This window comes from Streptomyces sp. NPDC058773, from assembly GCF_042746015.1.
GTDB lineage: Bacteria > Actinomycetota > Actinomycetes > Streptomycetales > Streptomycetaceae > Streptomyces.
In genome coordinates, this window is the sequence record NZ_JBHYPE010000025.1 from 88,153 (window position 1) to 111,366 (window position 23,214).

At 72.5% G+C, this 23,214-nt stretch carries 15 protein-coding genes; 7 read left to right on the top strand and 8 right to left on the bottom strand.

The features are described from left to right. Nucleotides 1-2 precede the first annotated feature (2 nt). Entirely contained in the window at nt 3-1,817 is a 1,815-nt protein-coding gene (locus ACFW5B_RS21930; protein ID WP_386442041.1) for a DEAD/DEAH box helicase, read from the top strand. Between the two features lie 182 nt (nt 1,818-1,999). Then, nucleotides 2,000-3,289 carry a DNA cytosine methyltransferase gene (locus ACFW5B_RS21935; protein WP_386441993.1) on the top strand — a complete coding sequence of 430 codons (1,290 nt, stop codon included), beginning with the start codon at nt 2,000-2,002 and terminating at the stop codon, nt 3,287-3,289. Here ACFW5B_RS21935 and ACFW5B_RS21940 read toward each other — a convergent pair. The 3 genes from ACFW5B_RS21940 to trmB form a co-directional block, all read right to left on the bottom strand. After that, nucleotides 3,230-3,619 (bottom strand): very short patch repair endonuclease, encoded by a 390-nt coding sequence (locus ACFW5B_RS21940; RefSeq protein ID WP_386442044.1) that lies wholly within the window; start codon nt 3,617-3,619, stop codon nt 3,230-3,232. The genes ACFW5B_RS21935 and ACFW5B_RS21940 overlap by 60 nt on opposite strands. A 181-nt stretch (nt 3,620-3,800) precedes the next feature. Continuing rightward, the gene (locus ACFW5B_RS21945; protein ID WP_386441996.1) at nt 3,801-5,069 is read right to left on the bottom strand and encodes a PrsW family intramembrane metalloprotease; all 1,269 of its coding nucleotides are present in this window, start codon (nt 5,067-5,069) and stop codon (nt 3,801-3,803) included. Nucleotides 5,070-5,091: 22 nt separating this feature from the next. Next, the gene (trmB, locus tag ACFW5B_RS21950; RefSeq protein WP_386441999.1) at nt 5,092-5,970 is read right to left on the bottom strand and encodes a tRNA (guanosine(46)-N7)-methyltransferase TrmB; all 879 of its coding nucleotides are present in this window, start codon (nt 5,968-5,970) and stop codon (nt 5,092-5,094) included. Nucleotides 5,971-6,436: 466 nt separating this feature from the next. Here trmB and ACFW5B_RS21955 point away from each other — a divergent pair, with 466 nt between their 5' ends. Continuing rightward, nucleotides 6,437-7,894, top strand: coding sequence for a PQQ-binding-like beta-propeller repeat protein (locus ACFW5B_RS21955; RefSeq protein WP_386442002.1), 1,458 nt, complete (start codon nt 6,437-6,439; stop codon nt 7,892-7,894). Nucleotides 7,895-7,981: 87 nt separating this feature from the next. Here ACFW5B_RS21955 and lhgO read toward each other — a convergent pair whose 3' ends face one another. Both lhgO and ACFW5B_RS21965 read right to left on the bottom strand, forming a co-directional pair. Beyond that, entirely contained in the window at nt 7,982-9,202 is a 1,221-nt protein-coding gene (gene lhgO, locus ACFW5B_RS21960) for an L-2-hydroxyglutarate oxidase (RefSeq protein ID WP_386442005.1), read from the bottom strand. Between the two features lie 209 nt (nt 9,203-9,411). Then, entirely contained in the window at nt 9,412-10,860 is a 1,449-nt protein-coding gene (locus ACFW5B_RS21965; RefSeq protein WP_386442008.1) for an MFS transporter, read from the bottom strand. Nucleotides 10,861-11,671: 811 nt separating this feature from the next. Between ACFW5B_RS21965 and ACFW5B_RS21970 the strand changes: the two genes are divergently transcribed. Further along, nucleotides 11,672-13,756, top strand: coding sequence for an asparagine synthase-related protein (locus ACFW5B_RS21970; RefSeq protein ID WP_386442010.1), 2,085 nt, complete (start codon nt 11,672-11,674; stop codon nt 13,754-13,756). A 59-nt stretch (nt 13,757-13,815) separates the two neighbouring features. Here the strand turns inward: ACFW5B_RS21970 and ACFW5B_RS21975 are convergent, their stop codons facing one another. Both ACFW5B_RS21975 and ACFW5B_RS21980 read right to left on the bottom strand, forming a co-directional pair. After that, complete coding sequence (locus tag ACFW5B_RS21975) at nt 13,816-15,792, bottom strand: sigma-70 family RNA polymerase sigma factor (RefSeq protein ID WP_386442013.1); 1,977 nt, start codon at nt 15,790-15,792, stop codon at nt 13,816-13,818. 330 nt (nt 15,793-16,122) lie between these two features. Next, complete coding sequence (locus ACFW5B_RS21980; RefSeq protein WP_386442016.1) at nt 16,123-16,995, bottom strand: TetR/AcrR family transcriptional regulator; 873 nt, start codon at nt 16,993-16,995, stop codon at nt 16,123-16,125. 444 nt (nt 16,996-17,439) lie between these two features. Here ACFW5B_RS21980 and ACFW5B_RS21985 point away from each other — a divergent pair, with 444 nt between their 5' ends. Both ACFW5B_RS21985 and ACFW5B_RS21990 read left to right on the top strand, forming a co-directional pair. Continuing rightward, complete coding sequence (locus tag ACFW5B_RS21985) at nt 17,440-18,819, top strand: NAD(P)/FAD-dependent oxidoreductase (protein ID WP_386442047.1); 1,380 nt, start codon at nt 17,440-17,442, stop codon at nt 18,817-18,819. A 311-nt stretch (nt 18,820-19,130) separates the two neighbouring features. Continuing rightward, complete coding sequence (locus tag ACFW5B_RS21990; RefSeq protein ID WP_386442019.1) at nt 19,131-20,939, top strand: SpoIIE family protein phosphatase; 1,809 nt, start codon at nt 19,131-19,133, stop codon at nt 20,937-20,939. Between the two features lie 94 nt (nt 20,940-21,033). On the opposite strand, the gene ACFW5B_RS21995 is transcribed toward ACFW5B_RS21990, so the two are convergent. Continuing rightward, a complete protein-coding gene (locus tag ACFW5B_RS21995) occupies nt 21,034-22,332 on the bottom strand; it encodes an MFS transporter (RefSeq protein WP_386442050.1) in 1,299 nt (432 codons plus the stop codon). A 187-nt stretch (nt 22,333-22,519) separates the two neighbouring features. Between ACFW5B_RS21995 and ACFW5B_RS22000 the strand changes: the two genes are divergently transcribed. Then, complete coding sequence (locus ACFW5B_RS22000; protein ID WP_386442022.1) at nt 22,520-23,080, top strand: MarR family winged helix-turn-helix transcriptional regulator; 561 nt, start codon at nt 22,520-22,522, stop codon at nt 23,078-23,080. Nucleotides 23,081-23,214: the final 134 nt, after the last annotated feature.

Consider the following 23,214-nt stretch of genomic DNA (forward strand, 5'->3'; position numbering starts at 1 on the left):
AGATGGGCAGCGGCGTCTCGCTGCACCTCGGTTTCGATACGTCACACACCAAGGTCGTCCTGAGGACGACTGAAGATTACCGCTCCGAACTTGTCCAGCTGGCTGCCCGATTTCGCTCGGGCGGCCAGCTCGGCCCCCTCGCTGTGATCGTTGAGATCGATGACCTTCTTTCTCATCTCAGCGCCGTCGGCAGCTGGTCCGACCCTCAGGGGGTCAGCTGGGAACCAGAGCTCAGGCACCTAGTTGCCTCCAGCATCCAGGACGCGGAAACGGTACGGAAGGAGCTGGAAGCGCCGGACGCCCAGCAGCGGCTGGCCGCGAATGAGGTCGCGGACCTGCTGGGCAGCAACTGGGCCGCTCCGCTTACAGAATTCCAGCAGCGGGACATCGCGAAGCTGCTGTCACTCCGGCATGGCGCCAACTTCAGCGTTCCGGGGGCCGGGAAGACCCGGGTCGGGCTGGCTGTCTACGCCGCGATGAAGGAGCAGGGCGAGGTGAGCCGGCTCATGGTCGTCAGTCCGAAGTCGGCCTACGAGTCGTGGCTTTACGAAAGTGGCGCGTGCTTCCGCAACCGCCCTCGCCCGATGCTTCTGGAGTCTGCCCGCGATCAGTGGGCCGAGATCCTCATCGTCAATTACGAACGGCTGGACCGCTCGCTGCCGTTTCTCGCGGCCTGGCTGCAGGACGCCCCTTCCATGATCATTCTGGACGAGGCGCACCGCATGAAGCTTGGCTCACGGGGCACGTACGGTGCCGCATGCATGACCCTGGGGCCGCTGGCCAGGCGACGACTGATCCTGACGGGAACGCCGGCACCGAACGGCGCCAAGGATCTGGAGAACCTCCTGGGCTTCGTCTGGCCTGGTTATGGACAGCGCTCCGTTGCCCAGGCGGTTGCGGACGGCGACCTGGCGCATGCGAGTTCCGCGCTCCGCCCGCTTTTCACGCGGACCACCAAGCACGAATTGGAGCTTCCGCCGCTGGAGCCGGTGATGGTTCCCGTAACGATGTCTCCGCTCCACGGGGAGATTTACCAGGCGCTTGTCGGCGACATGTCGGCGCGGGCCGAGCCCTCCGCTGATGACTTCGCCGCCCTCGGCAAGTCCGCCCTCCGGCTCTTGATGGCGGCGACCAATCCGGCGCTGCTCCTCGAAGGGAGCAGCAAGCACGAACCGGTGGAGTACCGCCTTCCCCCGCTGGAGATACCGCAGGATGACTCCCTCTACGAGCTGCTGAAGGAACTCCCCAGCTACGAGCTGGCCCCCAAGTACACGGAAGCCGCGAGGATTGTGGCGGCCAACGCGGCGCAGGGACGCAAGACGCTGGTGTGGTCGACGTTTGTGCGGAGCCTGACGTCGCTGGGCAGGTTGCTGGAGAACTTCGAGCCGGCGATTGTCCACGGCGGGACGCCCGATCGCGAGGAGCAGTTGCGACGGTTCCGTGAGGACCCGGACTGCATGGTGCTGGTGTCGAATCCGGCCACGCTCGGAGAGGGCATCAGCCTGCACCAGGTATGCCATGACGCCGTTTACGTGGACCGGGATTTCATGGCGGGCCGGTATCTGCAGAGTCTCGACCGGATCCACCGGCTTGGACTGGAGCCCGGTGTCGAGACCCGGGTTACCGTTCTCGCGGCCCAGGAGACGGTGGACGAAGTGGTGGCGGTCCGTCTACAGCAGAAGCTGGACTTCATGGCCAGGGTGCTGGATGACCCGTCCGTCCAGCAGCTCGCGGATCTGCAGGAGGCACCGCCCATGGCCGGAGGCCTGGACGCGCAGGATATCCGGGCGATGCTCAAGCACATCGGCCGCGGCTAGCGCTTTGTCGCAGGAGAGTTCCGCTCCTGGCAGGAGGCCCTGCCAGGAGCGGACTTGACCTGTGCTGGGAAACTTCTGGTGCTGACAGCAGACCACCGGGCAGCTGCGATTCGTGAGCGGCAGCCGAGAACTCTGCGACACTTGAGAATCTGCTTTGAGCCACACCAGGAGGACCGACGCCCATGGGCGCGAGCAGCCGTGACGAGAGCGCTTCGCTGACCTCGATCGAGATCTGCGCAGGAGCAGGGGGGCAGGCACTCGGCTTGCATGGGGCGGGATTCCGGCACCTTGCCCTAGTCGAGATCGACAAGTACGCGCACGCCACCCTTCAGAAGAACCTTTCTCAGGACGAAGGGTGGGGTGGCTGTGAGGCGCTGAATGAGGATCTCGTATCAGAGTTCGATGCCCATCGAGCGATGGCTGCTCTTGGCGGCAGAGGGCTTGAAGAAAATGAGCTTGACCTCTTGGCCGGAGGGGTGCCATGCCCGCCCTTCTCGGTGGCCGGGAAGCAGCTCGGCGGCGACGATGAGCGCGACTTGTTCCCGCGCATGGTCGGACTGATCGATGCCCTCAAGCCCCGAGCCGTGATGATCGAAAATGTCCGCGGCATCATGGACGCAAAGTTCGACGAATACTGCAATTCGATCATCAAGAGCATTGAAGGTATGGATTACTGGTTCTGCGGCTGGCATCTCCTTGAGGCGCGCAACTATAACGTTCCTCAGCTGCGGCCGCGTTCGATCTTCGTGGCTATTCGTGAAGAGGATCGAAAGCGGGCGGGGCTGGGGCTTGATGACTTCCCGTGGCCAGTCGGTGTAACGGAGCGGAAGGATAATGTCTTCGAGGCGCTCGAGAAGACGATGGAGTATCGCCGCGACCGTCTGATCGAAGAATTTCCGGGTGACGTCGACCGGATTAAGGATGCCTACGAAGCGTGGCGTGACAAGGCAGACCAGCCGGGGGCTGTAGCGCCCACGCTCGTCGGTGGGTCTAAGAAGCACGGTGGCGCTGACCTGGGGCCGAGCAGGGCTAAGGCTGCCTGGCGCGCCTTGGGTGTCAATGGCCTGGGGGTTGCAGACGATATCGACAGCGTGAAGCGCATCGACCGGGACAAGCATCTTGAGCGCGAATTCCTTCGTCCCGAAGGGCCGATGTTGACTGTCCAGCAGGCTGCCCTCATCCAGCACTTCCCGCCGACCTGGGAATTTCAGGGCGGCAAAACAGCGCAATACCGCCAGGTGGGGAATGCCTTCCCTCCGCCGGTGGCTCAGGCTGTTGGTCAGGCTATTGCTTCCGTGCTGCAGCCCGAGCATCGTGAAGAGCTGCTTGAGGGCCTGCAGATCGAGCGGCTGGGCGCGAAGAGGGGTAAGCGCGCTTTCCAGCAGTCGGAGATTGCCGAGGTGCTGGAAGTGTCAGTTGCGCCCGCTGAAGCGTCGCTGGATGACCGTCGCGGCGATCTTATCCGCGCATAGTTCCGCTGGCTCGTGCTCCCAGAACCGGAGTACGAGCCAGCCCGCGCTGGTCAGCTGCTGATCGGTATCGCGGTCCCGGGTGACATTTCTGGTTACTTTCTCTGACCAGTAACCGGAATTCGTCCTGGGCGGGACGTAATGCTCTGGACAGCCGTGCCAGTAACAGCCGTCAATGAACACGGCGACCTTCGCCGGGCGGAAGACCATGTCGGCGGTTCGCCGGAGGTCCGGCAGCGGGCGGGCAGAGACGCGGTAGCGCAGCCCCTGGGCATGGACCAGACGGCGGATCCGCTGCTCAGGCTTGGTGTCGCGACTGCGGATCGCCTGCATGTTGCGGCGGCGTGCAGCCGACGAGGCCCATGAGCCCTCTGGCGCTGTCCATTCACTGTCATCGGGCACATCTCCGAGCCTAGCGGGGGCCGCGGCGCATGTGAGGGGTGGCCGGACCTGCTCTGCGGCTCTCAGGGGAGCCCCCGTGACACCGCTGCGATCACCAAGGACAGCCCCTTTCCTACCTGTGTCGGCTGTCGTGCCACGCCTCCACCAAAGCCGCCCGCCCCCACGCCTGGCACCCCCGCAAATGCTCCAGCAAATGCCGTTCCCGGAGGGCGAAGTCCGGGGCGGGCCCCATGAGGTGGGCTCGGCGGCGGTGGAAGGAGAGGGCGGTGGCGACGGTGGTGTATTCGGTGACGGCGCGGGCGGCGGCGGGGCCCTGGGTGCGGCGGGCCAGGGTGCGGGCCAGGGCGCGGGTTCTGGGGGAGGAGAGGGCGGTGGGTTCGGTGGGGGTGAGCCAGCCGGCGGTGATGTAGGGGGCGAGGTAGCCGCGCAGGGAGAGCAGTTCCTGGTTGCGGGCCCAGATGGCCAGCCAGGTCAGGACGATGAGGACGGGGACCATGAAGAGCCCGTAGACGATGAGGAAGCCGAGGTCGCCCAGGGCGGAGGCGCCGTTCCAGATGGCGTGCAGGAGGACGGCGGTCAGCAGGCCGAGGAGGGCGAGGGCGAAGCGGGCGGCGCGGCGGCGGGGGTAGCGGGTGGCGACGATGCCGAATGCGAGGCCGGTGAGGATGGTGAAGAGCGGGTGGGCGAAGGGGGAGACGATGATGCGGAGGAAGAAGGTGCCGGCGGTGAGTGAGTCCAGGCCGGAGTGGCCCAGGGACTGATCCTCACCGAAGGCGTTGCCCAGGTAGAGCACGTTCTCGGTGAAGGCGAAACCGGTGGCGGTGATGCCGGCGATGACGATGCCGTCCGTGATGCCGTCGAAGTCGCGCCGCCGGAAGCGGTAGAGGAAGAGCACGGCGGCGGCCTTGACCACTTCCTCGACGACCGGGGCGATCACCGTGGCGCCCCAGGCCTCGGCCTCGGAGGGCGAGGTGGAGGCGATGTTGGCGGCCAGCCAGTCGGTCGCGAAGCCGTTGGCGAGGAGCGCGACCAGGGTGGCGGCGCAGGCGCCCCAGGTGAAGGCGAACGCGAGGTTGCGCCAGGGCTCCGGTTCGACCCGGTCGAGCCAGCAGAACGCCGCCACCAGCAGCGGCACCGGAAAGACCGCCAGGCCGAGACCGACCAGGAAGCCTTCGGTGCCGGTCTCCTGGCGGACCATGCCGACGATGAGCACGCCGGAGAGTGCCAGCAGCGACACCAGCGCGACCGCGCGGAGGGTCTTGCTGCGCCAGGGCGCCGTCAGCAGGCGGCGCCGCGGGCCGGAGTGCCCGGGGGTGTGCGGTGTGTACGGGGGAGGGGCGGGCGCGTACGGCGGGTGCGGGGGCGGCTGGGACGGGTACACCCGTCGACCCTAAGGGCTGCCCTTACGTGTCGCGGCGGCGGAAGAGGAGGTCGTGGACGACATGCCCCTTGTCCAGGCCCTGGCCCTCGAACTTGGTCAGGGGGCGGAAGTCCGGACGCGGTGCGAAACCGGGGTGGAGGTTCTCCAGCGTCGGCTCGGCGGAGAGCACTTCGAGCATCTGCTCGGCGTACGGCTCCCAGTCGGTCGCGCAGTGGACCAGGGCGCCGGGCGCGAGCCGGGTGGTCGCCAGGGCGAGGAACTCCGGCTGGACCAGGCGTCGCTTGTGGTGGCGCTTCTTCGGCCACGGGTCGGGGAAGAAGATGCGCAGGCCGGCGAGGGAGGCGGGGGCCAGCATCTCGCGCAGCAGGATGATTGCGTCGCCGTTGGCCACCCGGATGTTGGACAGGCCGTTCCGCTCCGCGAGACCGAGCAGATTGCCCTGCCCGGGGGTGTGCACATCACAGGCGAGGATGCCGGTGTCCGGGTCGGCGGCGGCCATCTGCGCGGTGGCCTCGCCCATTCCGAAGCCGATCTCCAGCACGACCGGCCGCCCGTCGAAGAAGGCGTCGAGATCGATCCGGGAGAGCCCGTCGATGTCCAGCCCCCAGGTCGCCCACCGGCGGCGCAGCGCGTCGGCCTGACTGGGCGAGACCCGGCTGCGGCGGGGCTGGAAGGAGCGGATCCGCCGCTCGTGGTGGGAGCCGGCGGGGTCGGCCGCGGGACCTGTCCCGTCGGGGAACATCGGCTCCCCGCGCCGTGGGGTGGCCGCCGAGACGGCGGTGGCCCCGAGGCCGGGGGTTTCCGGAGCGGTGGGTTCCTGCGCGGCGGAGGCCGGGGCGACGGCCGCCGGAACGTCTGGTTCCGTGGCGGCGGTGGCGGGGGTGACGGGGTTCTCGGACACAGTGCGTCGATTCTACGGGGCGCGGGTCCGGCGGGAGGAGGGCCGAGGCTCACCCCCGAGCAGCCGCGGCGCCGGACGGGGCGGACGGGCCGGACCCTTTGCGGAAAGGGAGGTTGGCGCGGTGTGTAGCGCCCCGCATACGATGCGGGGCTGACGTGGGCAAAACAAACAGGGGGGTTGGTTCAACGTGTCGCAGGGCGGCCAGGGATACACCGGGAATCCGCAGGGATCACAGCCGCCCGGCCAGGGGGCGGTGCCCGCCGGCCCGCCGACACCGGGTCAGGCCGCACCGCCGCCCGTCCCGCCCCAGGGCCAGCAGCCCGGTCCGCCCGCGGGAGCCCCCGGATATCCCGCCCCGGGACAGCCCGGCCAGCCGCCCGCCGGTCCGGGAGCGTACGGCGCCCCCGGGCCGTACGGCGCTCCGCCCGCTCAGCCGGGTCCGGGTGCCGCGCAGTTCCCCCCGCCCATGGGCCAGCCCCAGGGGCCGCCGCAGCAGGGCTACCCCGGGCCGGCCGGGCCGCAGGGAGGCCAGCAGCCGCCCCCGCCGTACGCCCAGAATCAGGGGCAGGTGCCCGGACCGGCGCCGTTCCCCGGCGGGCCCACGGCGGGACCGTTCCCGCAAGGGCCGGGCCAGTCCCCCGGTCCGGCGCGCAGCGGGGCTCCCGTGCCGCTCATCCTGGCGATCGCGATGGTCGTGCTGATCGGGGCCGGTGTCGGGGGGTACTTCCTCCTGTCGGGGGACGACTCCGCCGACCCGGCCGCTGACCGGCCCGCGAACGCCATTCCGCGGATCTGGGAAGCGCCGTCGCCCGTGTCCGAGCGCGAGGGACAGGACGAGAACAACCTGCGCTCGCTGTGGTTCAACAACGACGACATCATCCTCGGCGACGGCGAGGGCGTGCGGGCCTACAACCGCAAGACCGGCAAGAAGCAGTGGAAGGTCAAGACGCCCAAGGGCGCGGGTGAGCTCTGCGCCATGTCCAAGGAGCCGAGCGAGGACGGCGTCGGCGCCGTGGTCTTCGACGCGGGCGGCGACGACTGCTCCTTCCTCTCCGTCGTCGACACGGACACCGGCCGGACGCTCTGGTCGAAGAACCTCAAGGGCGAGAGCACCGAGGACAGCCCGCAGATGGTGGTGAACTCGAAGGTCGTCGCCGTCGCGATCGGGGACACCTACGCCGGTTTCACCATCACCGGCGGCGCGAAGGTCTGGGAGCTGACCGCGCGCGGCCATGACTGCACCACCACTGTGGGGTTGAGCCCGCAGTACCGGGCCGTGGGCAGCGTCTGTTCCGACGCGAAGCCGAAGAAGCAGCTGGCCCTCCAGGACCTGGAGTACAGCGGCATCCACTCGACGGTGTCGGGCGAGGACCGGGCGGTCGGGCAGATTCTGTCCGACCGGCCCCTGACGATCCGGATGAGCGCCGAGGCCGACGCGATCGACGCCGAGGGTTCCCTCTCCACCTACACCGAGGAAGGGAAGCCGGACCACACGTTCAAACTCGAAGGCGAACTGAAGGACCTGAGCCTGGAGCCCCGCGACACCTTCGTCGACGAGGACGAGAACGTGCTGGTGTCCGGTTACGGTTCGGGCGGCATGGCGGCCATGGACCTCAAGACCGGGAAGCTGCTGTGGAAGAAGTCGGGCGCGGCAGCCGCCGCGCTGGATACCGACGGGCTGATCGCGGTGGCCACGGCGCCTGCCACCGGTCCCGCCGGCCGGGATCCGGTGCTGGTGTCGCTCGGTCTGCGTGACGGCAAGGAGAAGGTGCTGGGCACGCTCTACGACCCGAAGCACGCCCTGGGCTCCCCGGACCTCATGTCGCTGGCCTGGGACGGACACACCAACACGCTCTTCATCCAGGGCGAGGGGCTCAGCCACGACAAGTCGAGCATCCAGGCATTCAAGGCACCGACCAGCTGACGGTCCCCGACACCACGGCTCTCCCGGCTCCCGGCCCTCCGACCTCCCGAACTCCGGGACATGCGGAAGGCCGGGAGCCGCTCCGCGTTACGCGCGCCCCGTCCCCAGCACCCCCAGCACCCTCCGCGCCACCTCCCGCCCGATGGGCAGCGAAGCCGTCGCGGCCGGGGACGGGGCGTTGAGGATGTGGATCATGCCGGGGGAGTCGGCGATCAGGAAGTCGTCGACGAGGGTGCCGTCGGGGAGGACGGCCTGGGCGCGGACGCCGGCGGGGGACGGCACGAGGTCCTCCTCGCGGGCGGCCGGGAGCAGGCGGCGGACCGCGTCGGCGAAGGCGCGCCGGGAGACCGAGCGGTGCAGCTCGCCGGCGCCGTAACGCCAGTGGCGCCGGGCTATCCGCCAGGAGCCGGGGTACGCGAGGGTGCCGGCCAGCTCGGCGGGGTGGACCGTGCGCCAGTCGTAGCCCTCGCGGGCCAGGGCGGGGACGGCGTTCGGGCCGATGTGCACGGCGCCGTCGGTGCCGCGGGTCAGATGCACGCCGAGGAACGGGAAGGCCGGGTCGGGGACCGGGTAGACCAGGCCACGGACCAGGGAGGCGCGGTCCGGGGCGAGGGTGAAGTACTCGCCGCGGAACGGGACGATCCGCATGCCCGGGGCGTCGCCGGCCAGCCGGGCGATCCGGTCGCAGTGCAGTCCGGCGCAGTTGACCAGGGCGCGGGCGCGGTGGACCGTGCCGTCGGACGTACGCACCGCCACCCGGCCGGGGCGGCGGCCGATCGCCGTCACCTCGGAGCCGTACCGGATCCGGGCGCCGGCGTCCTCGGCGAGGTGGGCGAAGCGGCGGGCGACCGCGCCGAAGTCGCAGATGCCGGTCGTGCCGACATGGATGGCGGCCAGGCCGCGCACCTCGGGTTCGTACTCGGCTATCTGGGCGGGGCCCAGCTCGCGCACCGGCAGGCCGTGCTCCCGGCCGCGCTGGATGAGGCCGTGCAGCCGCGGCAGCTCGCTGCGGTCGGTGGCGACGATCAGCTTGCCGGTGACCTCGTGCGGAATGTCGTGTTCGGTGCAGAACTTGGCCATCTCGGCCGAGCCCTGGAGGGCGAAGCGGGCCTTGAGCGAACCGGGCGGGTAATAGATGCCGCTGTGGATCACGCCGCTGTTGCGCCCGGTCTGATGGCGGGCCGGGCCGGACTCCTTCTCCAGGACCACCACGCGCGTACCGGGCGCGGCACGCGTGATCGCGTAGGCCGTAGAGAGTCCGACGATGCCGGCACCGATCACCAGCACGTCGCAGTCGTACGCCGCCACTGCACCTCCCCAACCGCATGACCGCAGGCCGGCCCGTCGCCACGGACCTGCGCATCATCGCCGACGACGTATCCCATCATGACGCCCGGCACTGACAATGCCGATCGGGGCGGGCCGGGGAGGCCGGTTCCGGCCGGGCCCGTACGCGGACCGCGCGGCCGGAGGCCCGCTCCGTGCCGGCCTGCCGACCACGTCCCGACGCCCCCGCGCTAGGCGGGCGCCGCCAGCAGCGGTCTCGCCCGCTCCCGCAGCTCCACCACCCGGGGCTCGTCGCCGTACGGCTCCAGCCGGTGCAGCAGATCGCGGACGTACTCGGTGGTGCGGGCTGAGGAGATCCGCCCGGCCACCTCGACCGCGCGGGTGCCCGCCGCGCAGGCCGCGTCCAGATTGCCGGACTCCAGTTCGGCGACCGCGGACACGACGAGGCGCAGACCGTGCGAGCGGACGAACTCCTCGGTGGGCCGGGACAGCGCCTGCTCGGTGAAGCGGCGGACCTGGCGGGGCAGCCGCAGATCGCGGTAGCACTCGGCGGCGTCGGCCGCGAACCGTTCGTACGAGTAGAAGTCCAGCCACGAGGGGTCGGGATCGCCGCCGCGGGAGCGCTCCAGCCAGCCCTCGGAGGCCTTCAGCGCCACCTCGCAGGCGCGCGCCTCGCCGGCCTTGGCCTGTGCCCGCGCCTCCACCAGGCGGAAGAAGCTCATGGTGCGGGCCGTGGCCAGTCCGCGGTTGCGTTCCAGGGCGGCCTGGGCGAGGTCGACGCCCTCGTCGGCGAAGCCGCGGTAGGTCGCCTGCAGGGACATCGAGGCCAGGACATAGCCGCCCAGCGGGACGTCGGCGGCCGCGCGGGCGAGCCGCAGCGCCTGGATGTAGTACCGCTGCGCGGCCTCCTGTTGGCCCGTGTCGAAAGCCATCCAGCCTGCGAGACGGGTGAGTTCGGAGGTCGCCCCGAAGAGCGCCCGGCCCACCTCGTCGCTGTACGAGGCGAGCAGCAGCGGCGCGGCGTCCACCCGCAGGCACTCCGGCACCATCGACGAACGCCAGTCCCCGCCGCCGTACTTGGAGTCCCAGCGGCGCGCGTCCTCGGCCGCCTCCCGCAGCTTGCTGACATCGCTGTGGCCCACGTGCTGCGGGATGCCGGCGTCGCCGGCCGCCGCGGCGTCCTTGTCCCGGGCCTCGGCCGCCGCCCGCGCCACCGAGCTGTCGGCCGGGGATATCAGCCAGCGCGAGGCGGGGGTGGCGTACGCGCTGACGGCGAAGGATCCGGCCAGGCTCTGCCAGATGCCGCCACCGCCGGCCCGCCGCCCGGCCAGATCGAGACGGTAGAGCTCGGTCGCGGACCGCACCGCGGCGCCCACGTCGCGGGGGAAGGCCAGGCCGACTTCGGGTGCCGGGTCCGCATCGGCCAGCCCGATCTCGTGCAGCGGGACCGGACGGCCGAGCTTGCTGCCGATCGCGGAGGCGATCAGATGGGGCGCGGCGCCCTGGGGCACCATCCCCTTGGAGACCCAGCGCGCCACCGACGTCTTGTCATAACGAAGCGTCAGCCCGCGCTGCGCACCCAGGTCGTTGACCCGGCGCGCCAGTCCGGCATTGCTGATACCCGCGAGGGCGAGAACGGTGCCGAGCTTTTCGTTCGGCCCGCGTATATCCCTGGACATGCGCACCCCTCGACACAGCGACGGCCGCCCCGGTACCCCGGGGCATGCGTCCACCCAGAGTAGTTCGCCGCATCCCGACCGTTAAGTGCCGGTGTCCCGGATGGCGAGATTCGTGTTCAAACAGGGGTGCGGGAATTGGCATGTGCTCCGGGTACGTGTGCCCGTGCGCCCGTGCGTGCGCGCTGGCCGCCCGCATTCGGGAGCGCTTCCATGGCTTCTGCGTGGGTCGGCCCGCTGCACTGGATCCAGTGGGCTGGGGGATACCGTCACCTCAATTCCCCGCGGGTGACGGTCCGGTCCGGGGGGCGCAGCCCGCCTCCCGGACCGTCGCACGGACGTGACGCCGACCGGCCGGGCCGCCGGTTGACGCGGCGCCGGAAAGTGTCAACTGGGCTGTATGGAACGGACTTTGGCCGAAAAACGACGGGCGATGAATTCGCGCCGCCGCCCCCACGGAGCCGCCCCGGGGGCCACACGGGGGGCCTTCCGGGGCCGATGCGGCGGAGTGCCCGCGCCCACCGCGCGGGTGTGCCGCCGGGCCGGCCCGCGCGGCCGCCCCGCCGGCGCTCCGCCGCCTCCGCCCGGCCGCGCCCGGCCCGTCCGCACGGCGGTCCGTGACACCTCCCATGGGCCCGCCGGTGGCCCCTGATGGCCGCCCGCCCGCGAACTGCCCATATACAGGCCCGCTCCGGCACCTCTTCGTGCCCCTGTCATGGCAGCATGGTCCGCACAACAGCTCGGTGACGGCCGGGCGGTCCGCTGACCGGGCGGCCGTCGGCGCCGGCGCACGGGGAATCGGGTGGAGGCGGCGATGCGCTGGTTGGTCGGGTGGAGCAGTGCCGCCACGGGACCGGCGGCCGGCGACGAGAGCCATACGGTCCTCCCCGTGGGCGCCCAGCTCCTCTGGCCCGGCCCCGACCCCCTCTGGGCGGTCGGCGACTGGCGCCCTGACGAGGTCCGCGTCGTCCAGGCCGACCCGGAGACCCGGCTCGCGGTCTTCGGCGTCTGCGGCGCCACCGACGACCAGCTGAAGGTCGGCCTGTTCGCGGCGCGCGGCGGCGCCCTGCGGCATCTCACGGCCTGGCCCGGCAGTTACACCGCCGTCGTCCAGGTGGGCCGGCGGATCACCGTCACCGGCGACCTGGCCGGCGCCCGCCCCGTATTCCACACGCCCTGGGCCGGCGGCACCGCGTACGCCACCGCCGCCCTGCCGCTCGCCGACCTCGTCGAGGCCGGTCTCGACATCGGCCACCTCGCCGCGCTGCTGGCCTGCCCGGACGTCCCCGAGGCGCTCGGCGACGGCACGCCGTACGAAGGGGTCCGCCGGGTGCCGCCCGGCCACGCGCTGGTGCTGCGCGGCGGCGCCGGTGACCTCACCTCCTTCGAGCCGACCGCCTCGCTCGCCGTCGCCGCGCCCCAACTCGCCCCGGAACAAGCCGTGGAGGGCGTCCGCGACGCCCTGGTCGAGGCCGTCCGCGCCCGGCTGGCCGGGCCCCGGCACGTCCCCGATCCGGACGCGCTCGACGGCCTCGACCCCGGCCCGGTGCCCGGGATGGGACCCGCCGAGCGGCGCGCGGCGCGCGGGGCACCGGCCCCCGGTGTCGGCGCCGACCTCTCCGGAGGAAGCGCCTCCGGAACCCTCGCCCTGCTGGCCGCCGGCCTCCCCGGCCGGCCAGGACGGCTCAACGGTCACGGCGCACGCCTCCTGGCGGTCACCTTCAACGACCGTGCCACCCAGGGCGGACAGGACGGCCGGGACGCCGAGTTGGAGCGTGCCCGCACCCTCGCCGACAACCCGCGGCTGCACCATGTCGTCGTCGCGGCCGGCGAAGAGGCCCTCCCGTATGCGGACCTCGAAAGCGGCCCGCTCACGGACGAGCCGGGCCCCTCCCTCGTCACCGCGGGCCGCCACCGCCGGCGGCTGCTGGCCGGCAGCGCGGACCACTTCGTCGGACACGGCGCCCGCCAGGTCCTCGACGCCCACCCGGCCCGGCTCGCCGACCTCCTCATGGACCGCCGCCGACGCCATCTGCTGCGCCCGGTCACGGCGTTGGCCAAAGCGGACGGCGCCTCGGCGCAGTCCGTCCTGGTGCCGTTCACCGTCTACCGTGCGGCCCGCCGGCTCGCCCGTATGCCCTACGCGACCGGAATCGCCGATACGGCGCGCCGCCTCCTGGAGCGGCAGTTCGCCGACGAGCCGGTGGCCGGCGGGGCCGTGGACGCCTCACTGGCCGCGCTGGCCTGGTGCCGGCCGGGGCCCGCGGCGCGCTGGCTCACGGGCGAGGCGCTGGCTGAAGTATCGGTTCGGCTGAGCGATGCGGCGCACCGCTCGCCCGCGGTGGGCCGTCCCGGCGAGCGCCGCGCCCGCGCCGCGCTGGCCCGCCAGGCCGCCGACCACCGGGTCTTCGAGCAGGCCGCCGAGGTCCGCAGCCAGCGGCTGCACGCCCCGTTCCTCGACAACCAGGTGGTGCTCGCCTGCCGCGCCCTGCCGGACACCCTGCGGGTGCAGCCGGGGGCGCGGGCCGCGGTGCTGCGCTCCGTCCTGGCCGGCGCCGGGGTCCGGGACCTGCCGCCCGGCTGGGGGGCCGCCTCGCAGCTCACCCAGGCGGCCTCGGTACGCGCGGGGCTGCGCGGCGCCGTCGCCGACCTGGTGCGGCTGTTCGACGCGCCACTGCTGGCCGACGCGGGCCTGGTGGAGGCGCGGGTGGTCCGCCGGGCACTGCGGTCGGCGGCCGAAGGCGCGCCGCTGCCCCTGGACGGGCTGGCCGAACTGGTCTCCACGGAGCTGTGGTTGCGGCGTCTGGTGGCCCGGCGGGGCTCGTGCTGGACGGGGGCGGGGGCGCCGCGCCAGAAGGCGGTCGCCGGGGGAGTGGTGCCCCGGGCGAGGCTGGGCTGAGCCCGTGGCCCGTTACCGCTGAACCCCGCCCGCACCGTCCACGGGAGCCCGTCCGCGCCTCAGTGGCAGTTGATCGTCGACTGCGCCCAGTCCGCCGGCGCCGCCGCACCCATGGGGCCCGCCGTGTCGGTCACCAGCCGCAGCGTCCTGTGGCCCGTCAGCGGGACATGGACCGGTACGGCCGGATCCCCGCCGCGCACCACCGGCGACCGCCACAGCTCCACGCCGTCGGCCTGGACCGAGAAGCGCACCGCGCCCCACGCCGCTCCGAGGTCGTCGACGCCCACCACGGCGTCAAAAGCGGTGCACGGGCGGTTGAGGTCGATGGTCACCGAGGACCGCGCCGGCACGCTCACCCCGTGCGGATACGTCCGGCCGGCGATCTGCGGCGCCTGCCGCTGCCACAGCCAGCTGCTCCCCAGGGTGCGCACCTCCGGCTTGCTGCCGTCGCCCGTGAAGTCGTGGGTGAGCCCGCTGACCCGGTAGGCGGTCGGGGCGGGCTGCTGCGGCGGCGCGGTGGGGTGCGGCGCGGTGGGCGCCGGTGAGGTGGGCCGGGGCGGGGTGGGCTCTGCCGGGGTGGGCTTCGCCGGGGTGGGCTCGCCGGTCGGCTCCGGGGCCGCAGGCGGCGTCCGGGTGGGCGTCGGCTCCTGGGGGGCCGCGGTCGGCGTGGCCGTCCGACGGGGGGCCGGCTCGTGGTCCGCGTCCGGACGGTGCGTCGGGTCCGGCTCCGGCACGGCACCGACGGCCGGCGGCAGCGCGGGACGCGACGCACCGGGCGCCGGGTGCTGCGGCGCGGACGAGGCCGGCCGCGGGGCCTGGGCCCGTGCCTTCGGCGCCGGCTCCGGAGCGGCGGTCAGCGCCAGCGAGAGCGTCGCGCCCGCCACCACCGCGGCGCCGACCCCGATGCCGGCCTTGACCACCCCGCTCAGCCCCTTGCCCACGGCGGCACCGGCGTTGCCCGTCGCACCGGAACCGCCGCTCCCGGCTGTCGCGGCCGCACCGGCCGCCACACCCGCGGCACCCGCCACCGCCGTCTTGACGGCGTACCCGGCGGCGAGCCAGCCGATGAACGCGACCGGCAGCAGCGCACCGATCCGCTGATTGACGTCCGCGACCTCCAGCGCGGCCAGCCGGCACCGGGCGCAGCCGTCCAGATGCTTGCGCAGCCCCCGCTCGGCCCGCATCCGCAGCCCGCCGCGGGCATAGGCGCCGAGCCGGTCCGCGTACCGGGCGCAGTCGCCGCCCGAGGTCAGCGACTGGCTGACATGCGCCTGCAGATAGGCCTGCTTGAGGCCCTCGCGGGCCCGGTGCGCCAATACGGCGGTGGCGTTCGCGGTCAGCCCGAGCAGCGGGGCGACCTCGCTCGGCGACTCGTCCTCGACGGTGGTGTGCCACAGCACCGTCTGATAGCGCTCCGGCAGACTGCGGAACGCCCGCACGGCCATCGACCGCTCGGCTTCCTGCATGGCGCGTACGTCCGCACCCAGGTCCAGAGTGGCGTCGTCGTCGCCCGGCGCACCGGCCGACGAGACCGCGAACACCGCGAAGTCCTCGACCAGTTGCTCCCGCCGTGCGGTCTGCGCCCAGGCCGCGGCCACCCGGCGCACGGTCGTCAGCAGATAGGCCCGCACCGCGGTCTCCGGCCCCGCCCCGCCGCGCACCGCCTGGAGCGTGCGGGCGAAGACCTCGCCGGTCAGGTCCTCCGCGGTGTGCACGTCCCGGCAGCAGCTGCGGGCATAGCGGCGGACCGCCGCGGCGTGCCGGCGGTACATCTCCTCGTACGCGCTGTCGTCGCCCGCCCGCAGCGCGGAGAGCAACTGGGCGTCGGACGGCGGGAGATCGCCGTCCCCGGCGCCGCCGGCCGGGCCCGCACCCCGGGAGGGGTCCCGCTGCGACGGCACGCTGGGCCCCGGGTCCGCCGGACCCCCGGCGGGCGCGCGCCCGCTCCGGCCGGGCAGTTGCGCGGCCTCCGTCCCGCCCCGCTCGCCCACCCCGGCCGCGCCGTCGCGCCGCTCGTCCCGCCCGTCAACACCCATCGCCGAGGCTCCCGAAGCTCTCCCAACGGAATACCGCGCCAGAGTGCCACACCGGACCCCGGCGGTTGTGGGCACGGACCGCCATCCACTCATCCGGGGTGCACACGCAGACGACCGCACGGGCGTTCACCCGTACGGGCCATGCCGCGCAGACGGCCGATACCGTGCGCGGACCCCGTACGGGCGCTGTTGCCCGCGGCGTCCGTACGCGTCCCTTGGCGCGCGGACAGCGGACGCCCCGGTCCGCGGACCGGGGCACGCGGCGGCCCGGCCCCGCCCCGGGGACCCGTCGACGGGGTCCACCCGGGCGGAGCCGGCCGCCTGACCTCATCAGGCCGGGCGCGAACGCAGCCCCTCCAGCAGAATTTCCAGCAGCCGCGCGGACGCGGCCTGCTGCTGACCCGGCCCGGGCAGCGTGGGCGCGCCCGTGGCGATCACTAAAAGGATGTCCGAGACCGTCACATCGGCGCGCAGCTCCCCGGCCGCCCGGGCGCGCTCCACGAGCCGCCCGACGACCTCCAGCAGCGCATCCGCCCCGCTCGTCCCCTCGGCGCCGTCCGGCCCGCCCTCCTGGGCTTCGGGCCGCTCGGCCCGCCGGACTTCGGCGGTCACCCCGTCCGTACCGGGCGCCGTGCGCTGCTGCGGCACCCGGGCGTCGCCCAGGCCGTCCGGCACCCGGGGCGCCTCCGCGCCCTCCGCCGCCGGCTGCGCGGACGCCTCGGCCGCCGCGCTCACCCGCAGAATGCCCGGCGGCAGCAGCCGCCCGGCCCCCGAGGCCACCGACGTCCGCAGGAAGCGGGACAGCGCCGACCACGGGTCGTCCTCCTGGCCCAGTGCCGTACGCGCCTGGTCCGTCAGCCGGGAGGTCTCCTCCTCGGCTATCCGGCGGACCAGTACGTCCTTGCTCGGGAACCGGCGGTAGACCGTGCCGACCCCGACGCGGGCCCGCCGCGCCACGTCCTCCATGGGCGCGCCGTACCCCAGCTCGCCGAACACCTCGCGTGCGGCGCGCAGTACGTGCTCCAGATTGCGCTGGGCGTCCACCCGCAGCGGTGTGCTGCGGCCGCCCGTCCCCGTGCCGGCGCCGTTGGTCATCGCGGTGCCGTTGCTGTGGGGCCTGTGGTGCTCGCTGCCGCTCCCGGCGCCGTCGGAGGCATGCGCCACCGCGACGGTGGACGGCCATTGAGAGCCCTGAATGTGCATAGTGATCCCCCGGTAATGACGTCTCCCCCCGGAGACTCCCCGCCCTGACAGTCAGGGCGTACCGACGAGAGGGTGCACCCCAACGAGATACGAACATAGTTGAGCCGGGGTCAAGAATGAAGGGGGCGTTCCGCGCAATGCGCCCCCCGATCGGCCCAAGGTGTCTGATCCGCCCCGAATCCGCCCCCGCTTTTCCGCCGCCACGCACCCCCTGACCAGCGCAGCTCGCCCCGGATCCGCGGAATGCGCGGTTCCGACGGCGGCGCCGCGCCCGGTCATACATTTCGACGGGCCTGTGGACAAAGACGCTCCGGAGGTGCGTCATGGAACAGTGCTGTGCTTTCCCGGGGGCGCGGCACCCGCAGCCGCCGCGCGGCCGGCCGGCGTGCGGTTCGGTGCCGTCCCGGGACTGGTCGACACCGCGAGGAGAAGCTTGTGAAGACCCTGTCTTCGGAAGACGTGACGCGCATTCTCGTTGTCGGCGGTGGCTACGTGGGGATGAATACCGCCCTGCGATTGCAACGGAAGCTGAAGCAGGAACTGCGGCAGGGCACCGTCGAGGTCGTCGTGGTCGACCCCGAGCCGTACATGACCTACCAGCCCTTCCTGCCCGAGGCCGCGGCCGGTTCGATCTCCCCGCGCCATGTCGTCGTACCGCTGCGCCGGGTGCTGCCGCAGTGCACGGTCGTCATCGGCGAGGTCACCGCCATCGACCACGACGACCACCGGGCGACCATCACCACCCTGGCCGCCGAGGAGACCGGCAACGGCGCCATCGAGGTGGTCTACGACGAACTGGTCCTCGCGCCGGGCTCGGTCTCCCGCACCCTGCCCGTCCCCGGACTGGCCGACGTCGGCATCGGCTTCAAGACGGTCGAGGAAGCCATCGGCCTGCGCAACCACGTCCTCGGACAGCTCGACATCGCCTCCTCCACCCGCGATCCCGCCGTCCGCGACGCCGCGCTGACCTTCGTCTTCGTCGGCGGAGGCTACGCGGGCGTGGAGGCGCTGGCCGAACTGGAGGACATGGCCCGCTACGCCGTCCGCTACTACCACAACATCCGGCCCGAGGACATGAAGTGGATTCTGGTCGAGGCGACGGACCGGATCCTGCCCGAAGTGGGCCCGGAGATGGGCCGCTACGCCGTACGGGAGCTGCGGGCCCGCAACATCGACGTACGGATGGAGACCCGGCTGGAGTCCTGTGAGAAGCGGATCGTGCAGCTCAGCGACGGCTCCCGGTTCCCGACCCGGACCCTGGTGTGGACCGCGGGCGTCAAACCGCACCCCATCCTGGCCGCGACCAAGCTGCCGCTCAACGAGCACGGCCGCGTCCGGTGCACCCCCGCGCTCCAGGTGGACGGCGTCGACCACGCCTGGTCCGCCGGGGACGCGGCCGCGGTCCCCGACGTGACGGCCGAGCCGCCCGCAGGCTCCGACGGGCCCCGCCCCCTGTGCGCCCCCAATGCCCAGCACGCCGTCCGTCAGTCCAAGGTCCTCGCCGAGAACATCGCGGCGTCGGTGCGCGGCGGCCCGATCGTGGACTACGCGCACAAATACGCCGGCTCGGTGGCCTCCCTGGGGCTGCACAAGGGCGTCGCGCACATCTACGGGCGCAAGCTGAAGGGCTACCCGGCGTGGTTCATGCACCGCGCCTACCACCTCAGCCGGGTGCCGACCTTCAACCGCAAGGCCCGGGTGCTCGCCGAATGGACCCTCGCCGGCCTGTTCAAACGCGAGATCGTCTCGCTCGGCTCCCTGGAGAACCCGCGCGCCGAGTTCGAACTCGCCGCGGGGACCGGCCGGCACAACGAAGCCAGTTGACGCGCCGTACCCCCACACGAGTTGACGTGCCATCGGCCCTGGAGCGGCCGGATGTTCCGGAGCGCGGAACTCCACAGCAGCACCCCGGCGTCTGACGGATGTCCGTCCGGTCGGCCACACTGGACGTGTGACCATGGGTGGGCTCGTATCTGCAAAGAGTGACAATCACGAGGATTCAGGACGTTTGCTGCATTCCGCAAAAGGGCGCCGAGAGCGTCCCCAGCCGACCGTCCCCCGGCACCCGGCCGGGAGGTCCCGCCATGCCGACGGCCCGATCCCGCGCGACGACGCGAAGTAAGAGGTACCCCTCCGTGATCTTCACGCGCTGGAGCGCCAAACTCCCCGGCACACAGCGGCGCGCCGCCGCCCGGTCCGACCGCGCCGCACCCGGCACGCCGGCCACCCCGACCACGGCCGCCCCGACGCCGCCCGGCACGCCCCCGGCGGCGGACGCGGCACCCCCGTCCGCCCCGACGGCCGCCACCACCGGCTCCGTCCCCGCGGCCCGCGCCGAACACACCGATCCGGCCCCCGCCCGGGACCGCATCCCCGCGACCCTGCCGCCCACCGTCGACGCGCTCTCCGTCCACGACATCCTGGGCACCATCCCCGCCCTGGTCGCCGTCGTCTACGGCCCCGAGCACCGCCTCGCCTACGTCAACGGCGCCTACGCCGGCGTCTTCGGCCCGCGCCCGGCCGGCCACACCGCCCGCGAAGCCCTCCCCGAACTCGACGCCCTCGGCCTGCTCCCCCTGATGGACCAGGTCCTGCGCAGCGGCAAACCCCGTACGGTCAAGTCCCGCAAGGTCCCCGGCGGCGCCGGCGGCGACCGCACCCGCGACGCCTACTACACCTTCACCTGCACCCCGATCGAGGTCGCCGCCAGCGGCCCGGCCCCCGACCCCGAGGTCGCCTGCGTCGCCCCGCACAAGGGCGTCCTGGTCTTCGGCGCCGAGGTCACCGACCAGATCGAGTCCGCCGAGCGGCTGCGCGCCAGCGAGGCCCGCCAGCGCGAGGCCGCGGTCACCCTCCAGCGCTCCCTGCTGCCCCAGGAGTTGGAGCAGCCCGACGACCTCCGCGTCGCCGCCACCTACCAGCCCGGCGGCACGGACGCCGCGGTCGGCGGCGACTGGTACGACGTCATCACCCTCGGCGCCGGCCGCACCGCACTGGTCATCGGCGACGTCATGGGCCGCGGGGTGCGCGCCGCCGCCGTCATGGGCCAGCTGCGCACCGCCGTCCGCGCCTACGCCCGCCTCGACCTCCCGCCGCACGAGGTCCTGCAGCTCCTGGACGGCCTGGCCGCCGAGATCGACGCCAGCCAGATCGCCACCTGCGTCTACGCCGTCCACGACCCCAACGAGGGCCGCCTGGTCTACTCCTCGGCCGGCCATCTGCCCATCCTCGTCCGTGACCCCGACGGCACGGTCCGCCGCGCCGCCGAGCCGACCGGTCCGCCCCTGGGGACCGGCGGCTGGCTGCACACCTCCGGATCGGTGCCGCTCGGCCCCGGCAGCAGCGCCGTCCTCTACACGGACGGCCTCGTCGAGCGCCGCGACAAGGACATCGACCACGGCGTCGAGGCCCTGGAGCGCGCCTTCGCCGGCGCCGCCGGCGCCCCCGAGATCGTCTGCGACCGGCTGCTGCGCTCCCTGGGCATCACCGCCACCCATGACGACGACGTCGCCATCCTCGTCCTCCAGCACCCCGCCCGCACCGGCCACGACGCCGAGCTGTTCCACAACGCCGCCCTGGAACTCCACGGCGGCACGGAAGCGGCCCCGCGCGCCCGCGCCTTCGCCTCCGGCGTCCTCGCCTCCTGGCGCTTCTCCCCCGAGCTGCACGACCTCGGTGTCCTGGCCGCCAGCGAACTGGTCGCCAACTCCCTCCAGCACGGCACCCCGCCGATGCGGCTCCGCCTGCGCCGTACGGACCGCCGGCTGATCGTCGAGGTCACCGACGGCGACGACCACCTCCCGCGCCGCCGCCGCGCCGAGCCCGTCGACGAGGCGGGCCGGGGCATCTCCATCATCGCCACCATCGCCTCGTCCTGGGGCTCCCGCCGCACCCCGGGCGGGGGCAAGGCCGTCTGGTGCGAATTCGCACTGCCGGGCGGCTAGCCGTACGACAACGGCCCCGGCACCGGCCCGACGGGACCGCTGCCGGGGCCGTGCCCCTCAGGCTCGCTCAGGACTCGCCGGTCCCACAGGATTCTCAGGTCCCGCAGGGCACCGCGGCCGCCTCGGCCGGCACCCGCGCCGCGGGCACCGCCGCCACCGCACGGTGCGGATTGTCCTGCTCCGGCCGCAGCATCCGCCCCAGCCGCCACGACAGCCCGGTGATCCCCAGCGCGCAGACCACCAGCATGCCGATGTACGCCGCGTACATCCCGTGCCCCACCATCAGCGCGCCCACCGCCGGACCGACCGCCAGCGCCAGCTGCTTGACCAGCGCGAACGCCGAGTTGTACTGGCCGATCAGCGAGGCCGGCGCCAGATCGGCCACCAGCGGAGCCAGCGTCGGGGACAGCATCGACTCACCTATGCCGAACAGCGCGTACGTCGAGATCAGCAGCGTCGTCGCCACCGTCTGCGCGCCGTGCACCAGGCCGGACAGCCCCGCGGCGAGCCACGCCACCGTCCAGACCATCCCGACCAGCGCCATCACCCGGCTACGGCGCCGCCGCTCGACCAGCTTGAGCACCACGAACTGTGCCGCCACGATCGCCGCCGTATTGGCCGCGAGCGCGATGCCCAGGCTCGCCGGCGCGATCCGGGTGACCTCGGTGGCGTACGCCGCCAGCCCCGACTCGAACTGCCCGTAGCAGGCGAAGAACAGCACGAACCCCAGCACGCACAGCCACACCATCCGCCGGTCGGCGAACAGGGCCCGCCAGGCGCCCTTCGCCCGCTCCTCGGTCGGCACCGCGTCCTCGACCTTCGGCCCGCGCGGCAGCCGTACGGTCGCCACCGCCGCACCGAGCACCAGGAACATCGCGGCCTCGATGGCGAACAGCCGCACAAAGCTCGACGACTGCGTCTCGTCGACCAGCAGCCCGCCGACCAGCCCACCGACGCCCAGCCCCAGGTTGTTCAGGAAGAACTGGGTGGCGAACGCCCGCGACCGGGTCAGCGTCGTCGAGGACCACACGATCATCGTCGCCAGCGCCGGCTGGATCACCGCGATCCCGGCGCCGAGCGCGACGGCCGCCGCGATGACCATCGGCTCCGTGGCGGACAGCCCCAGCCCCAGGGAACCGACGGCGGCGGCGACCGCACCCACGAGGGCCACCGGCAGCGGTCCGCGCCGGTCGATCGCCCGACCGGTCAGCGGCAGGACGACCAGTGCGGCCACCGCCAGCATCGCCAGCACCACACCGGCCGTGCTCGCACCAAGATCCCGCACCTTCGCCACGTAGACGTACAGATACGGAACGGTGAAGCCGTTCCCGAACGCACTCAGCGCGTTCCCGAGCTGGATCCGGCGCAACGCGGCGCCCATCGCGGTGGTCACACTCACCTACCTAGGTCAGGTCGTCAGACGAACAAGGGGAGAACCAGGAGCCGGGACAGACACCAGGGCGAGACCGGGCCGGAGGCCGGACAGTCTCACCCTGAAGACTTCAACTCTAAAGTTCGAAGTTAAAGAGTACACGTTGAAGAACTTCAACGCCAATGACTTCCATGCCATACTGCGCCGCATGCCTGAGCCCTCCGATGCGGCCGCCGACGCTGCCGAGCCGAGCCTCGAGGAACAGATCGCCGCCTACCAGCGCGAATTCCAGGACCTCGACCCCCAGGTGGAGCAGGTCGTCTCCGCGCTCCAGCGCCTCAACCGGCGGATGAACGTCGCCTACGGACGACAGACCAGCACACTCGGCCTGAGCAACGCCGAATGGGAAGTCCTCAAGGCCCTCGTCGTCTCCGGAGCCCCCTATCAATTGGGCCCCGGCGAACTCGCCAAGCGCCTGGGCCTCACGCCGGCGGCCATGACCCACCGCATCGACCGCATGGCCAGCGAGGGTCTGGTCACCCGGGAGCGCGATGAGACCAACCGCGTCCGCGTGATCGTCGAGCTGACCCACGAGGGCCGCGAGAAGTGGCTCGAGGCGATGCGCCTGGCGTCGGTCTTCGAGGAGGACCTCCTCCAGGACCTCTCCAGCGAGGAACGCCAGCTCCTCGGCCAGGTGTTGACCCGCCTCCTGCGCCGCGTCGAGGACGCCCAGCCGGACGCCGACGGGCGTCTGAGTGACCTTGACTGACGCGAGTTGACACGGCCTGGGCCCATCCGTAGTGTTCTCCGAGTTGCCACAGAGCCGGAAGGGTTCTGCGACAACCATCCCGCCGCTTCGCGGCACACCACTACTGCACGGCCCCTCACCGGGAACAATTTCGG